Source organism: Muricoccus roseus (assembly GCF_900141905.1).
Lineage (GTDB): Bacteria > Pseudomonadota > Alphaproteobacteria > Acetobacterales > Acetobacteraceae > Roseomonas > Roseomonas rosea.
Genome location: NZ_FQZF01000019.1, coordinates 21,575 through 35,618, shown reverse-complemented (window position 1 = coordinate 35,618; position 14,044 = coordinate 21,575). Strand labels below are relative to the sequence as shown.

12 protein-coding genes are annotated in these 14,044 nt (G+C 71.2%); 5 read left to right on the top strand and 7 right to left on the bottom strand.

Annotated features, from left to right (window positions below):
• Both BUB97_RS16085 and BUB97_RS16080 read left to right on the top strand, forming a co-directional pair.
• Window positions 1–1,059: a 2OG-Fe(II) oxygenase family protein gene (locus BUB97_RS16085; protein ID WP_073136670.1), complete on the top strand. Its 1,059-nt coding sequence runs from the start codon at window positions 1–3 to the stop codon at window positions 1,057–1,059.
• A 103-nt stretch (window positions 1,060–1,162) separates the two neighbouring features.
• On the top strand, window positions 1,163–1,621 hold the full coding sequence (locus tag BUB97_RS16080) for a hypothetical protein (RefSeq protein WP_073136543.1): 459 nt from the start codon (window positions 1,163–1,165) through the stop codon (window positions 1,619–1,621).
• Window position 1,622: 1 nt separating this feature from the next.
• Here BUB97_RS16080 and BUB97_RS16075 read toward each other — a convergent pair whose 3' ends face one another.
• The 5 genes from BUB97_RS16075 to BUB97_RS16055 all read right to left on the bottom strand — a co-directional run bounded on the left by BUB97_RS16075 (window position 1,623) and on the right by BUB97_RS16055 (window position 7,969).
• Window positions 1,623–2,753 carry a beta/alpha barrel domain-containing protein gene (locus tag BUB97_RS16075; RefSeq protein WP_073136541.1) on the bottom strand — a complete coding sequence of 377 codons (1,131 nt, stop codon included), beginning with the start codon at window positions 2,751–2,753 and terminating at the stop codon, window positions 1,623–1,625.
• A 2-nt stretch (window positions 2,754–2,755) separates the two neighbouring features.
• The gene (locus tag BUB97_RS16070; protein ID WP_073136539.1) at window positions 2,756–4,138 is read right to left on the bottom strand and encodes a class II 3-deoxy-7-phosphoheptulonate synthase; all 1,383 of its coding nucleotides are present in this window, start codon (window positions 4,136–4,138) and stop codon (window positions 2,756–2,758) included.
• Window positions 4,139–4,271: 133 nt separating this feature from the next.
• On the bottom strand, window positions 4,272–5,666 hold the full coding sequence (gene gorA, locus BUB97_RS16065; protein WP_073136537.1) for a glutathione-disulfide reductase: 1,395 nt from the start codon (window positions 5,664–5,666) through the stop codon (window positions 4,272–4,274).
• A gap of 61 nt (window positions 5,667–5,727) precedes the next feature.
• Window positions 5,728–7,200, bottom strand: coding sequence for an NADP-dependent succinate-semialdehyde dehydrogenase (gene gabD, locus BUB97_RS16060; RefSeq protein ID WP_073136535.1), 1,473 nt, complete (start codon window positions 7,198–7,200; stop codon window positions 5,728–5,730).
• A gap of 58 nt (window positions 7,201–7,258) precedes the next feature.
• The gene (locus BUB97_RS16055) at window positions 7,259–7,969 is read right to left on the bottom strand and encodes a GntR family transcriptional regulator (RefSeq protein ID WP_175562649.1); all 711 of its coding nucleotides are present in this window, start codon (window positions 7,967–7,969) and stop codon (window positions 7,259–7,261) included.
• A gap of 54 nt (window positions 7,970–8,023) precedes the next feature.
• Here BUB97_RS16055 and fahA point away from each other — a divergent pair, with 54 nt between their 5' ends.
• The 3 genes from fahA to BUB97_RS16040 are packed head-to-tail and all read left to right on the top strand — an operon-like array spanning window position 8,024 to window position 11,102.
• Window positions 8,024–9,325 carry a fumarylacetoacetase gene (gene fahA, locus BUB97_RS16050; RefSeq protein WP_073136533.1) on the top strand — a complete coding sequence of 434 codons (1,302 nt, stop codon included), beginning with the start codon at window positions 8,024–8,026 and terminating at the stop codon, window positions 9,323–9,325.
• A 26-nt stretch (window positions 9,326–9,351) separates the two neighbouring features.
• Window positions 9,352–10,140 carry a cyclase family protein gene (locus BUB97_RS16045; RefSeq protein WP_073136666.1) on the top strand — a complete coding sequence of 263 codons (789 nt, stop codon included), beginning with the start codon at window positions 9,352–9,354 and terminating at the stop codon, window positions 10,138–10,140.
• Window positions 10,141–10,145: 5 nt separating this feature from the next.
• A complete protein-coding gene (locus BUB97_RS16040; protein ID WP_073136531.1) occupies window positions 10,146–11,102 on the top strand; it encodes a Bug family tripartite tricarboxylate transporter substrate binding protein in 957 nt (318 codons plus the stop codon).
• A 42-nt stretch (window positions 11,103–11,144) separates the two neighbouring features.
• On the opposite strand, the gene BUB97_RS16035 is transcribed toward BUB97_RS16040, so the two are convergent.
• Together BUB97_RS16035 and glmS are read right to left on the bottom strand one after the other, a co-directional pair.
• Window positions 11,145–12,068: an alpha/beta fold hydrolase gene (locus BUB97_RS16035; RefSeq protein WP_175562648.1), complete on the bottom strand. Its 924-nt coding sequence runs from the start codon at window positions 12,066–12,068 to the stop codon at window positions 11,145–11,147.
• Window positions 12,069–12,218: 150 nt separating this feature from the next.
• Window positions 12,219–14,042 (bottom strand): glutamine--fructose-6-phosphate transaminase (isomerizing), encoded by a 1,824-nt coding sequence (glmS, locus tag BUB97_RS16030; RefSeq protein WP_073136529.1) that lies wholly within the window; start codon window positions 14,040–14,042, stop codon window positions 12,219–12,221.
• Between the last annotated feature and the right edge of the window lie 2 nt (window positions 14,043–14,044).

The following is a 14,044-nucleotide window of genomic DNA, read 5'->3' as shown; positions in this document are numbered from 1 at the left end:
ATGTCCGAGCGTTCCTCCTTCCTGATCGGTGACCACCTGCCCGGGATCGTGCTGCCCGACGCGACCGGCGCGGGTTTTGACCTGATGGGGCAGGCCATTGCCGGGCGGCCGCGCCTGTTGCTGCTGGGGAGCCCGCCTGAAGGGATCGGCGAGCTGGAGGTGGCCGTGCGGGCGGCGGGGGCGCTGCTGCTGCTGGTGGAGGCGCGGGCGCCGGATGGGGGGCCTTCCGCAGAGGGCATGGCGCCGGGGGAGAGCGGGCCGGCGCGGCTGTTCGACGCGCAAGGGCAGCTTTTTCGCGCGCTGGGCCTGCCGGATGGCGGGGTGGCGGTGATCTCCCCGCGCGGGCGCCTGGTCTTCGCGGCCCGGGCGGCGGAACCGGCCGATGCGGTGCGGGCGGCGCTGGCGGCGCTGCCCTCCCCCGCCCCGGAACCGCCCGTGCGGCGCTCGGGCGCGCCGGTGCTGCTGGTGCCCGATATCCTGGAGCCGCCGTTGGTCGGCGCATTGCTGGCGCATTGGGAGAAGGGGGCGAAGCAGAAGGACAGGGTGGCCGGCGGGGCGGATGCGGCCGCGGCGAACCGGATCAAACGCCGGGCGGATGTGTTCCTGGACGACCGCGCGCTCTACGAGACCCTCCAGGCGCGGCTGATGCGGCGCGTGGTGCCGGAGATGATGCGAGCCTTCCGCTTCGCGGCCGCCTCCTACGAGGTGCCGCGGATCGGCTGCTACGACGCGGGCGATCTCGGCGCCTTCGAGGCGCATCGGGACAACCGCACGGCCTTCACCGCGCATCGGCGCTTCGCGATGAGCCTGAACCTGAACACGGGCGCGTATGAGGGCGGGCAGCTGCGCTTTCCCGAATACGGGCCGGACCTGCATGAGCCGCCGGCGGGAGGGGCCGCGATCTTCGGCTGCGACATGCTGCACGAGGCCCTGCCGGTGACCCGGGGGCGGCGCTTCGCGATCTTCACCTTCTTCACCGATGCCGAGGGGGCGAAGCAGGAGCAGGCGATGATCCGGCAGCGGATGGCGACGGGGCAGCCGGGCGTCTCCATGCGCTGACGCTCAACTGGGCGCGAGGAGCGGGCCTTCCGGACCCGGCCGCCATGCCCGCGCCCCATTTGCCGGCTGCCTTCGCACCCAGGTTGCAGGAAGGAGGCAGGCCATGGCCGATCGGATCATGCGGCGGGCGGTGCTGGGCGGGATGGCGCTGGCGCTGGCGCTGGCGCCTATTGCGGCAGGGGCGCAGACCCGCGGCCCGGTGGAGGAGCTGCAGGGGGCGCTGACGGCGCGCAACGCCGCCGCCTTCGGGCGCTTCGTCTCGGCGCATGACGGCGGGCTGGTTTCGCTGAAGCTGACCGCGGCCCCGGCCGAGGGGCGCGGCTTTTCGGTGTCCCTGCAGGCGCCGCTGCTGCTGGTGAACCTGGACCATCCCGAGCGGATGCAGGTGAGCGTGACCGGCGACTACACGCTGCGCGACGGGGCCTTCGCGCTGGACGGCGTGTACCGCGTGAAGGCCGAGGGGATGCAGCAGGGCATCCTGATCCTCGTGCTGGAACCGGTGCCGGGCGGCGAGGCGCGGCGGGTGCGGGACGCCGGTGTGAGGGCGGTCCCGCTTTCCTGATTCAGCCCTGGCGGGCGGCGCGCAGCAGGAACTCGCGCCCGACCTTCACGCGCGGCACGCCGTCATAGGAGACGATGTCGGCGGTGGCGTAGGTCTCGCCCCAGCTGTCCGGGATGAAGCTGCCGGTGCCGATCACGTCGATCGGCGCCCGGGCCTCGGCCATGACGCGGCATTTGGAGACGCCGAAGCCGGAGGAGGCGATGATGCGGACCTTCGGGAAGCCGGCCTCGTCCAGCGCCTCGCGCATGCGCCAGATGGCGGCGGCGGAGACGCCGGTGCCGACGAGGTGACGCAGCTCGCTCTCGCTGCGGTAGCGGCGGATGGCGCCGGGGGCGTGGCGCTCGACCGCGGCATAGGATTGCTGGGGGTCGAGCCCTTCGAGGAAGCGGCCGCCATGCGTGTCCAGCCGCACGGCGATGCGGCCGGCGGCGGCGAGCTCGGGGAAGCGGCGGCAGACGGCCAGGCCATCCGTCACCTCCTGGCCGAAATAGTCGGTCAGGACGGTGAGGTTCTCCTCCGGGAAGGTCTCGTGGAACATCTCGGCGGCGCGCAGCGTGCTGCCGGCATAGCCGATGAGGGCATGCGGCATGGTGCCGGCGCCCTTCTGCGCGCCATAGTAGTGGGCGGTGGCGTCGTTGGCGTTGCCGATGAAGCCGGTCGCGCCCTCCCCCTTCGCGGCCTTGCTGCCGACGGATGCGGCATAGGCCATGATCTCCTGCATCTCCGCCCCGGCGCAGTGGCGCGCCTCCATCGCCAGGAAGGCGACGTGCGGAAGTTCCAGGCACATCTGGTAGGCGTTGTGCGCGGCGACGCAGGCGGCGCCGAGCTTCTGGAGGAGGAGCGTTTCCAGATCCGCGAGATGGGTGAAGGAGCCGGTGACGTAGAGGATGGGATCGCCGGCGCCGACCCAGGTGCCCTCCTGGTGCATCAGCTCGACATCGAGCGCGGCGCCGCGCTCGGCGGCCACCGTGTTCAGCCAGTCCAGCATCAGCCGCGGGGCGGAGACGACGGGGCGGCGGAGGAAGATGGCATAGGTGACGCGCGCATCGCCGAAGCGCTGCACGATCGCCTTGGTGCGCTTGAAATAGACGTCCGTGCGGGCCGCGATATCGGCTTCCAGCGGCGAGGTCATCTCTATTGCGCGGCCCGGAGGTGGAGGGTGGTGGCGCGGCGGGACTTCAGTTCCTCGGCGACGAGGAAGGCGAGCTCCAGCGACTGCTCCGCGTTCAGCCGCGGGTCGCAGAAGGTGGCGTAGTTCGCGGCGAGGTCCGCTTCTGTCAGGCGATGCGCGCCGCCGAGGCATTCGGTGACGTCGCGGCCCGTCATCTCGACATGCACGCCGCCGGCATTGGTGCCTTCCGCGTGGTGGATGTCGAAGAAGCCGCGCACCTCCTGCAGGATGGCGTCGAAGGAGCGGGTCTTGTAGCCGCCTGCGGCATGGGTGTTGCCGTGCATCGGGTCGGACAGCCAGGTGACCTTGCAGCCATGGGCCTGGATGGCGCGGATGAGCGGCGGCAGCTTCGCCTCGATCTTGCCCGCGCCCATGCGGGTGATGAGCGTCAGGCGGCCCGGCGTGTTGGCCGGGTTCAGCCGCTCCGCCAGGCGGAGGAGGTCGTCCACCTCCGTGGTCGGGCCGACCTTCAGGCCGATGGGGTTGGCGACGCCGGAGAGGAATTCGACATGCGCGCCATCGGGCTGGCGGGTGCGGTCGCCGATCCAGAGGAAATGGGCGGAGCAGGCGTAGTGGCGGCCGGGATGCGTGCTCGGCTCGCGGGTCATCGCCTCCTCGAAGGGAAGCAGAAGGGCCTCGTGCGAGGTGTAGAACTCGGTCTCGCGGATCTGCGGGGCGGTGAGGCTGTTCATGCCGCAGGCGGCCATGAAGCGCAGCGTCTCGTCGATCCGCTGGGCGATGTCGGCGTAGCGATCGGCGAGGGGGGAGCGCGCGACGAAGCCGAGGTTCCAGCGGTGGACCTCATGCAGGTCCGCGAAGCCGCCGGTGGCGAAGGCGCGCAGCAGGTTCAGCGTGGCGGCGGATTGGAGATAGGCGAACTCCATCCGGGACGGGTCCGGGATGCGGGCCTCGGCGGTGAAGTCGGCGCCGTTGATGATGTCCCCGCGATAGGAGGGGAGGGTCTGGTCGGCGACGGTTTCCGTGTCGCTGCTGCGGGGCTTGGCGAACTGGCCGGCCATGCGGCCGAGCTTCACCACGGGCAGGCCGCCGCCGAAGGTGAGGACCACCGCCATTTGCAGGAGGACGCGGAAGGTGTCGCGGATGGTGTTGGCGTGGAAATCCGCGAAGCTTTCGGCGCAGTCGCCGCCCTGGAGCACGAAGGCGCGCCCCTCCCCGGCCTCGGCCAGGAGCTTCGTCAGCCGGTCGGCCTCACCCGCGAAGACCAGCGGGGGGAAGCGGGCGAGCTTCTCCTCCATGGCGCGGAGGCGCGCCTGGTCAGGGTATTCCGGGACCTGGCGGATGGGCATGTCGCGCCAGGAGGCGGGGTGCCAGGGGGTGGTGGGCATGACGCGGTTACAGTCCGGTGTGGGCGGCGGCGCCCTCTCGCGGGGCGGTCGGGCACCATAGCGGGGGGAGGCGGGGGGGCAAGGGTTGATGACCAGCCCTGCCCGGCCCGTCTGGCGGGGGGCCGGCGGGGGGTCAGGCGGCCTTGGCGGCCCCCTCCCCCACCCGCCGCGTTGCCACCCGCATCGTCACCCACTCCTCCGCGGCGGTGGGGTGGATGCCGATGGTGGCGTCGAGCTGGGCCTTGGTCAGGCGGTTCACCACGGCCACGGCGATGCCCTGCATCATCTCGGGGCTATCCTCGCCGATCATATGGGCGCCCAGCAGGCAGCCCGTGCCGCCCTCCACCACCAGCTTCATCAGGGTCTTGCGGCCCTCCCGCCGGGTGATGGTGTGGCGCATCGGGGTGAAGCGGGTGGTGTAGACCTCCACCGGGCCGCGCAGGGCGGCCTCCTCCTCGGTCAGGCCGACGCTGCCGATCGGGGGCGAGGTGAAGACGGCCTTGGGCACGTTCTCGTAGCTCGCGCGGCGCGGCTTGGGGCCGAAGAGGGTGTCGGCCAGGGCATGGCCCATGGCGGTGGCGACGGGGGTGAGGTTCACCCGGTCCGTCACGTCGCCGAGGGCGAAGATGTGGGGGATGTTGGTGGCGTGGTCGTCATCCACGGCGATGGCCCCGCCCTCGCGGCAGTTGATGCCGGCGGCGTCCACGCCGAGGCCCTTGGTGGCGGGCTTGCGCCCCGTGGCGAAGAAGACCGCATCGGCCTCCACCACCTTGCCCGAGGCCATGCGGGTGGTGCGGGTCTCGCCATTTCGGGTGATCTCGGCCGGGGTTTCGCCGGGGAGGATGGTGATGCCGTCGGCCGTCAGGGCCTCGCAGACCGCCTCGCGGATCTCGTGGTCGAAGCCGCGGAGGGGCAGGGACTGACGGTAGGCCAGCGTCACCTCGGCGCCCAGCCCGTTCAGCATGGAGGCGAATTCGAGGCCGATATAGCCGCCGCCCACGACGAGGATGCGGCGCGGCCGCTCCTTCAGCGTGAAGAGGTCGTCGGAGATATAGGCGTGCTCGGCGCCGGGGATGTCCGGACGGTCGGGGTTGCCGCCCACGGCGATGGCGATGCGGTTGGCCGTGACCGTGCGGTCGCCGACGCGCAGCTCATGCGGGCTGGTGAAATGGGCGTAGCACTCGAAGATCTCGACCCCGACGCCGGCCAGCATGCGGCTGTAGATGCCGGAGAGGCGGGCCACCTCCATGTCCCGCGCGCGGGCCAGGGCGGCCCAGTCGTGCTGCGGCTCGCCCAGGTTGGTCCAGCCGAAGGCCGCTGCGTCCCGGGCCCAGGCGCCGTATTCCGCGGCCTGGACCATGATCTTCTTCGGAACGCAGCCCACATTGACGCAGGTGCCGCCCCAGAACCGCCCCTCGGCGATGCCGACCTTGGCGCCATGGCCGGCGGAGATCCGGGCGAGCCGGACGCCGGCGCTGCCGCCGCCGATGACGAAGAGGTCGAAGTCGTAGGGGTGGGGCGCGCTCATGGGGAGAAAATCGGCGTTCGCTCCCGGGGGCGCAAGGCCCCCGGGCTGCGCGCGCCGGGGGTCAGACCCCGCCGATGAGGCAGTACTTGATCTCGAGATAGTCCTCGATGCCGTATTTGCTGCCCTCGCGGCCCAGGCCGCTCTCCTTCACGCCGCCGAAGGGGGCGACCTCGGTGGAAATGATGCCCTCGTTGATGCCGATGATGCCGCTCTCCAGCGCCTCGGCCACGCGGAAGATGCGGCCGACGTCGCGGGCGTAGAAATAGGCGGCGAGGCCGAACTCGGTGTCGTTCGCCAGGCGGATGCCCTCCGCCTCGTCCTTGAAGCGGATGAGGGGGGCCATGGGGCCGAAGGTCTCCTCCTTCAGCACCTTCGCCGTCACCGGCACGTCGGTCAGGATCGTCGGCTCGAAGAAGTTGCCGCCGAGCGCGTGGCGCTTGCCGCCGGTGAGCACCTTCGCGCCAGCCGCGGTGGCGTCGGCGATGTGCTCCTCCACCTTGGCCACCGCATCGGCGTTGATGAGCGGGCCCTGGGTCACGCCCTGCTCCATGCCGTTGCCGACCTTCAGCGCCTCGACCGCCTTCTTCAGCTTTTCGGCGAAGGCGTCATAGACGCCGTCCTGCACGAAGATGCGGTTGGCGCAGACGCAGGTCTGCCCGGTGTTGCGGAACTTCGACGCCATGGCGCCGGTCACGGCCGCGTCCAGGTCAGCATCGTCGAAAACGAGGAAGGCGGCGTTGCCGCCCAGCTCCATGCTGGTCTTCTTGATGGTGCCGGCGCATTGCGCGAGCAGGGTGCGCCCGACCTCGGTGCTCCCGGTGAAGGACAGCTTGCGGACCATCGGGTTGGTGGAGAGCTCCTCCCCCTGCTCCTTCGCGGAGCCGGTGACGACGTTGCAGACGCCCGCCGGCATGCCCGCGCGCTCCGCCAGCACGGCGATGGCCAGGGCCGAGAAGGGCGTCTGGGAGGCCGGGCGGATGACGCCGGTGCAGCCCGCGGCCCAGCCCGGGCCGGCCTTGCGGGTGATCATGGCGGCCGGGAAGTTCCAGGGCGTGATGGCCGCGAAGACGCCGATCGGCTCCTTCATCACCAGGATGCGGCTGCCCTGCTTGAAGGTGGGGATCATGTCTCCGTAGACGCGCTTCCCCTCCTCGGCGAACCATTCGATGAAGGAGGCGGCGTAGGCGATCTCGCCCTTGCTCTCGGTCAGCGGCTTGCCCTGCTCGGCCGTCATGATGGCGGCGAGGTCGTCCGCATTCTCCATCATCAGGTTGAACAGGCGGCGCAGGATGGCGGCGCGCTCCTTCGCCAGCAGGCCGCGCCAGGCGGGCTGGGCGGCCTGGGCGGCCTCGATGGCCTGGCGGACCTCCTCACGCGAGAGGGAGGGGACATGGCCGATCACCTCGCCGGTGGCGGGGTTCTTCACGGCGATCGTCTTGCCGGAGGCGGCCTGGACCCATTCGGCCCCGACGCGGTTCGCCTGCCGGAACAGGTCGGGGTCCTTCAGGACGAGCTTGGACGCGGTGTCGAGCATGGGGGCGCTCCCTTCGGCGGTGCTTCGGCGCGGAAGATGGGACGGCTGGGCGCCGCTGTCATCCGCCCGATAGAGCCTTGCCCGGTGGGGCCTCGCCCAGCAGGGCGAGGACCAGCTCGGCCGTGACGCCGATATGGGAGGCGAGGAGGGCCGGCGCCTCGGCGCTGCGGGCGAGGACGGACTCGGCCAGGCTTTCATGGACGGCCAGCATCCGGGCCCAGTCCTGGTGGGCCGTTTCCATGAGGCGGCGGTAGCGGGTCTTCTGCAGGTAGAGGTCGTCGCAGAAGCGCAGCAGCGAGGGCAGCGGACAGGCGGCGATGAGGGCGCGGTGGAAGCGGTGGTGGCGGGCCTCATAGGCATCCACCCATTCCTCGCTTGCCGGGTCGCGCCGCCCGATCTCGTGCCGGAGGAGGGAGAGGCTGGCGACGATGCCGTCCTCCCACTCCTCCCGCCCCTGTTCCATGGCCAGGCGCAGCGCCTCGGGCTCCACCACCTGGCGGGAGCGGGTGATGTCCAGCAGATGGGCCCGGGTGACGGGGGGGACGGAAAAGCCCTTCTGCCCCTCCAGCATCACGAATCCCTCGGCGGCCAGGCGCGCCAGGGCTTCCCGGAGCGGGGTGGCGCCCAGGCCGTAGCGGGCGGAGAGGTCGCGCAGGCGGAGGCGGGTGGCCGGGGGCAGGCCGCCGCCGACGATGTCCTGCCGGAGGCGCCGGGCCGCGGCCTCGGAGAGGGTGGGCGCATCGTCGGATGACGGATTATCGATCAGCACGGCAAATATATATTTCCTCTTCACAGCCCGGCGCAAGGACGCAAGGATGGGGGCATGAACGTCCTCGACTCCACCCATGACCCGGAACGCCGGGCCTGGGTCCCCTCGGCCCAGGCGCCGGATTCCGACTTTCCCATCCAGAACCTGCCGCTCGGTGTGTTCTCGCGTGGCGGGGACACGCCGCGCGGCGGCGTCGCCATCGGGGACCAGGTGCTGGACCTGCGCGCGGCGCTGGAGGCCGGGCTGATCCGCGGCGAGGCGGCGGAGGCCGCCGCCGGGCCGACCCTGAACCGCCTGATGGCCATGGGCCGCCCGGCCTCGCGCGATCTGCGGCAGCAGGTCTCCGACCTGCTCGCGGAGGGGAGCGACGCCAGGGCGCGCGCGGATGACATCCTCATCCCGATCAGCGGCGTGCAGATGCACCTGCCCAGCGCCATCGCCAATTTCTCGGATTTCATGGTGTCGCGCGACCATTCCTGGCGGCTGGGGGCGACAAAGGACGCCATCGCGCCGCTGCCCCCCGCCTTCGACAGCATCCCCATCGCCTATCATTCCCGCGCCAGCTCCGTCCGCGTGAGCGGGGAGCCGGTGGTGCGGCCGAACGGGCAGTGGAAGCGCGGGGACGGCGTGCATTTCGGCCCGACCGAGGCGCTGGATTACGAGCTGGAGCTGGCGATCTGGCTGGCGGGCGAGAACCCGCTCGGCACGCCGGTTCCCATGTCCCAGGCGCCGGGGCGGCTGTTCGGCTACGGGCTGCTGAACGACTGGTCGGCGCGCGACGTGCAGCGCTGGGAGATGCCGCCGCTCGGGCCCTTCCTATCCAAGAGCCTGTCCACCAGCGTCTCGCCCTGGATCGTGACCGCCGAGGCGATGATCCCCTTCGCCATTCCCGCCCGGCGCGCGGAGGGCGCGCCGCCTCCCCTGCCCTATCTCGATTCCGCGGAGAACCGGGCGCGGGGCGGGCTGTCCATCGCGCTCGAGGTCTGGCTGCTGACGCCGCGCATGAAGGCGGAAGGCGGCGGGCCCGCGCGGCTGACCGCGACCGATTTCGCCACCATGGCCTGGACGCCCGCGCAGATGGTGACGCACCACGCGACCAATGGCTGCAACCTGCTGCCCGGCGACCTGCTGGGCAGCGGCACCTGTTCCGGCCCCACCGATGAGTCCCGCGCCTGCATGGCCGAGATCATCCTGACCGGCCCCATCATGCTTCCGAATGGCGAGACGCGGCGCTTCCTGGAGGATGGGGACGAGGTGATCTTCCGTGGCCGCGCCCATGCGCCGGGTGCCGTTTCCATCGGCTTCGGCGAATGCCGGGCCAGCATCCTGCCCGCCCCACCCTGGCCCGCCGCCTGAACGAGCGGGGAGGAAACGAGAAGACCATGCCAAGAACGATCATCGACATCTCGACGACGCTGAAGACCGGCATCGCGAGCGACCCGCCGCATATGCTGCCGCAGATCGACTACCGCGACCACCACCGCACCGCGCCGAGCATGGCCGAATACATGGGCGTGCCCGTGGATGCGCTGCCGGAGGGCGAGTACGCGGCGGTGGAGCAGGTGAACATCTCCACCCATAACGGCACGCATCTGGATGCGCCCTACCACTATTTCTCGCGCCAGGACGAGGCGCTGGTGCCGGGCGGGCGGCCTTCCATGCGGATCGACGAGGTGCCGCTGGACTGGTGCTTCCAGCCCGGGGTGAAGCTCGATTTCCGCCACCTGCCGGACGGGCATGTGGTGACGCCGGAGGAGGTGGAGGCCGAGCTGCGCCGCATCGGCCACGAGATCCGCCCGCTGGAGATCGTGGTGGTGAACACCCGCGCCGGCAGCCGCTATGGCGAGGACGACTTCATCGACACGGGCTGCGGCATGGGCAAGGCGGCGACGATGTGGCTGCTGGAGCGCGGCGTGCGCGTGGTGGGCACCGATGCCTGGAGCTGGGACGCGCCCTTCAGCCACACGCGGCGGCGCGTGCAGGAGACCGGCGACGCCTCGCTGATCTGGGAGGGGCATCGGGCCGGGCGCGAGATCGGCTATTGCCACATGGAGAAGCTGTCGAACCTCGAGGCGCTGCCCGCGAACGGCTTCATGGTGGCGTGCTTTCCCGTGAAGATTCACCGGGCTTCTGCGGGCTGGACCCGCGCCGTCGCGATCCTGGAGGGCTGAGCACCATGCGCCGCATCCTCTTCTCCGCCCTGGCACTGGCCCCGGCGCTGCTCGGCGCCGCTCCGGCGGCCCGCGCGGACTATCCGGACAAGCCGATCGTCATGGTGATGCCCTACACGCCCGGCGCGGCCGACGTGTTGATGCGGGCGCTGAGCGAGCATTTCCAGCGCACGCTCGGCCAGCCGCTGGTGCTGATGACGCGCGACGGCGCCTCCGGCGTGGTCGGCATGCGGTCCGTCGCGGCCAGCGCGCCGGATGGCTACACGCTCGGCCAGACACCGATGACGGCGATCGTGGTGCAGCCGCATATGGTGCGCAACGCCGGCACCCAGCCCGAGAATTTCGAAGCGGTGTGCGGCACGAACGAGAACGTGCTGGGGATCGTCGTGCGGGCGGAGAGCCCGATCCGCACGCTTCCGGACCTGGTGGCGGAGGGCAAGCGGCGGCCGATGAGCTTCGGCAGCCCCGGCCCCAATTCCCTGCCGCAGCTGGGCGTGTGGCGCGTGCAGAAGGCGACGGGCGTGGAGTTCAACCACGTGCCCTATCGTGGCGAGGCGCCGCATCTGAACGACACGCTGGCCGGGCGGCTGGACTTCTCCGCTGCCGTGGTCAGCTCCGCCGCCGAGCTGGTGCAGGCCGGGCGGATGCGGCTGATCGCGGTCTTCTCGAACCGGCGGCATCCGGACTTCCCGGAGGTGCCCACGGCCCGGGAACAGGGGATCGACGCCCTGCAGCTGAGCCAGGTGGGCATCTACGCGCCGCGCGGCACGCCGGCGCCGGTGCTGGACCGGCTGGAGGAAGCCTGCCGCACCGGGCTGGAGACGCCGGCGGTGAAGGCCGTGCTGGCGAACACCCGGGCGCCGGCGGCCTTCGTGCCGCGCGCGCAGCTGAATGCGATGCTGCGCGAGGAATTCGCGACCTATGGGCGGATCCTGAGGGAACTCGGGGTGCAGCCGGAGTGAGCGGGTGCCGGCCCGGGGAGCGCCCCGGGCCGGCGCCGGATGCTAACGGTTGGCCTGGGCCTGGCGGACGAACTCGGCCAGTTCGCGGTTGAAGCGGGGCGCTTCCTCCCAGAAGGGCGCGTGGCCGCTTTCGGGGTAGAGGGAGAGCTTCGCACCTGGCACGGTGGCGGCGGTGAAGCGGCCCATCGGCGTCGCGAGGATGCGGTCCTTCTCGCCATGCGTCACCAGCACGGGCAGGCGCAGGGCCTTCAGCGCCTCCGCGTAGTTCGCGGGGCGGCCGGACAGGCCGGCGCGCACGTAATGCGGGGCCAGCATGTTGAAGGCGAGCATGGTCTGAAAGTCGGCCGGTTCGGGCTGGGTGGCGAAGCAGGCGCGCAGGAAGCGCACCGTGCCCTCGATGAAGCCGTCGATCCCCGGCGCCAGCATGGCCTGCGGGCCGAGCAGCCCGACATCCGGCCCGAGGAAGGCGGGATCCCCCAGCGAGCTGCTGGCGTTCACGTAGTTGATGCCGCCGATGGCGGACGCGCCATGGGTGGAGATGTAGTCGCCGACGACCCGCCCCGCATAGGACCAGCCGACCAGCACCGGCTTTTGCAGCCCCAGCTCCGTGATGACGCTGCGCACGTCGTCGGCCCAGACCTGGCCGGGCTTGTAGAAGGCGTCCCCTTCCGGCTTCGCGCTCATGCCATGGCCGCGCAGGTCGATCGCGACCATGCGGAAGTCCCGCGCCAGGGCCGGGTCCCTGAGCTGCCGGTCCCAGGAGAGGGCGGCCTGGGCGTAGCCGTGCAGGAACAGGATGGCCGGGCCCTGCGGGTTGCCGAACTCATAGGTCGCGAGGCGGACGCCATCGGGCGAGGAGACGAAGCGCGGCGTATAGGCCGCGCCGTCCATGCGCGCGGGCGGCTGCGGGGCCTGCGCCGCCGCGGGCATAATGTGCAGGGCGGCCGTCGCTGCGCCCCATCCCATCACATGGCGCCTGCCTGACAGGTGCTTGTCCATTTCCGTCCCTTCCGCTTTTTGAGGCGGAGCAGCCTGCAAGGGCGGCATCCGCGCCGGCGCAGGCTGACATGCGGGACGAGTCGGCGGAAGCGGGGATGCAGTGGTGCCCCGCCCCTCTCACTCCACGGTCACGGCCTTGGCCAGGTTCCGCGGCTGGTCCACATCCGTGCCCTTCAGCACCGCCACGTGATAGGCGAGCATCTGCACGGGGATGGCGTGCAGGATGGGCGCGACGAAGGGATCCACCTTCGGCAGCACCACGACGCGGGAGGCGAAGCGGCGCAGGGCCTGGGCGCCGTCCTCGTCGGTGAAGGCGATGATGCGCCCGCCGCGCGCCGCGGCCTCCTGCAGGTTGGAGGCGGTCTTCTCGAAGAGCGGGCCGGAGGGGCAGAGGGAGATGACGGGCACGCTGTCGTCGATCAGCGCGATCGGGCCGTGCTTCATCTCGCCGGCGGCATAGCCCTCGGCATGGATGTAGGAGAGTTCCTTCAGCTTCAGCGCGCCTTCGAGCGCGATGGGGAACATGCTGCCACGGCCGAGATAGAGCACGTCGCGCGCGCCCTTGATGTCCTCGGCCAGCGCCTCGATCTCGGCGCTGGCATCCAGCAGCCGGGCGGCGTGCTCGGGCACCTCCAGCAGGGCGGTGGTGAGCCGCGCCTCCTCCTCGGCATCGATAGCGCCGCGGGCGCGGGCGAAGTTGAGGGCAAGGCAGGCCATGACCGAGAGCTGCGCGGTGAAGGCCTTGGTGGAGGCCACGCTGATCTCGGGGCCGGCGACCGTCATCAGCGTCGCGTCGCTTTCGCGCGACATCGTGCTCTCGGGCACGTTCACGACCGAGACGATGGACTGCCCGCCGGTGCGGAGCAGCTTCATCGCGGCCAGGTTGTCCGCCGTCTCGCCGGACTGGGAGACGAACATGGCGGCGCCGCCCCCGGTCATCGGCGGGTCGCGGTAGCGCAGCTCGCTCGCGACATCCGCGTCGCAGGGAAGGCGAGCGATGGTCTCGAACCAGTAGCGGGCGGTCTGGCAGACGATGAAGGCGGAGCCGCAGCCGGAGAGCCAGAGGCGCGGGAGGGTGGCGGGGTCGAAAGGCAGAGCGGGGCGGGACACGGCGCGGGTCGCGGGGTCCACATACTGGCGAAGCGTGTCGCCGATCACCGCAGGGTGCTCGTGCAGCTCCTTCTCCATGAAGTGGCGGTAGTTGCCCTTGCCGATGGCGGCGCCGGAGAAGGCCGTGGTCTTGACGGCGCGCTGCACCGGGGCGTCGTTCGCGTCATAGACCTGGGCATCGGTGTCGCTGACCACGGCCCAGTCGCCCTCATCGAGATAGGCGATGCGGCGGGTCAGGGGGGCGAGGGCGAGGGCGTCGGAGCCGACGAACATCTCCCCCTCCCCATAGCCGATGGCGAGCGGGGCGCCCTGACGGGCGGCCAGCAGCTTGCGTGGATGGCCGGCGAAGACGGCCGCGAGGGCGAAGGCGCCATGCACGCGCTTGAGCGCGCCGGAGAAGGCGATCTCCGGGCTTTCGCCAAGGGCGAGGCGATGGTCCACCAGGCGGGCGAAGGTCTCGGTGTCGGTCTCGGTCTCGAACTCGGCGCCCTCGGCCTCCAGCTCGGCGCGCAGCTCGGCATGGTTCTCGATGATGCCATTATGCACGATGGAGACGCGGGTGGTGCCGTGCGGATGGGCGTTGCGCGTGGTGGGCGCGCCATGGGTGGCCCAGCGGGTATGGCCGATGCCGATCGTGCCGGGCAGCGGGTCATGCTCCAGCACCTCGGCGAGGTTGCCCAGCTTGCCCTCGGCGCGGCGGCGCTCGACATGGCCGTTCACCAGCGTGGCGATGCCCGCGCTGTCATAGCCCCGGTATTCCAGGCGCCTCAGGGCTTCGAGAAGACGGGGGGCGGCCTCGACCTGGCCGACGACGCCGACGATACCGCACATGC

What these genes read in the sequence shown, in the direction of transcription:
- BUB97_RS16085 (WP_073136670.1), top strand. Translation starts at nt 1, where the DNA reads ATGTCCGAGCGTTCCTCCTTCCTGATCGGTGACCACCTGCCCGGGATC.
- BUB97_RS16080 (WP_073136543.1), top strand. Translation starts at nt 1,163, where the DNA reads ATGGCCGATCGGATCATGCGGCGGGCGGTGCTGGGCGGGATGGCGCTG.
- BUB97_RS16075 (WP_073136541.1), bottom strand. Translation starts at nt 2,753, where the DNA reads ATGACCTCGCCGCTGGAAGCCGATATCGCGGCCCGCACGGACGTCTAT.
- BUB97_RS16070 (WP_073136539.1), bottom strand. Translation starts at nt 4,138, where the DNA reads ATGCCCACCACCCCCTGGCACCCCGCCTCCTGGCGCGACATGCCCATC.
- gorA (WP_073136537.1), bottom strand. Translation starts at nt 5,666, where the DNA reads ATGAGCGCGCCCCACCCCTACGACTTCGACCTCTTCGTCATCGGCGGC.
- gabD (WP_073136535.1), bottom strand. Translation starts at nt 7,200, where the DNA reads ATGCTCGACACCGCGTCCAAGCTCGTCCTGAAGGACCCCGACCTGTTC.
- fahA (WP_073136533.1), top strand. Translation starts at nt 8,024, where the DNA reads ATGAACGTCCTCGACTCCACCCATGACCCGGAACGCCGGGCCTGGGTC.
- BUB97_RS16045 (WP_073136666.1), top strand. Translation starts at nt 9,352, where the DNA reads ATGCCAAGAACGATCATCGACATCTCGACGACGCTGAAGACCGGCATC.
- BUB97_RS16040 (WP_073136531.1), top strand. Translation starts at nt 10,146, where the DNA reads ATGCGCCGCATCCTCTTCTCCGCCCTGGCACTGGCCCCGGCGCTGCTC.
- BUB97_RS16035 (WP_175562648.1), bottom strand. Translation starts at nt 12,068, where the DNA reads ATGGGATGGGGCGCAGCGACGGCCGCCCTGCACATTATGCCCGCGGCG.
- glmS (WP_073136529.1), bottom strand. Translation starts at nt 14,042, where the DNA reads ATGTGCGGTATCGTCGGCGTCGTCGGCCAGGTCGAGGCCGCCCCCCGT.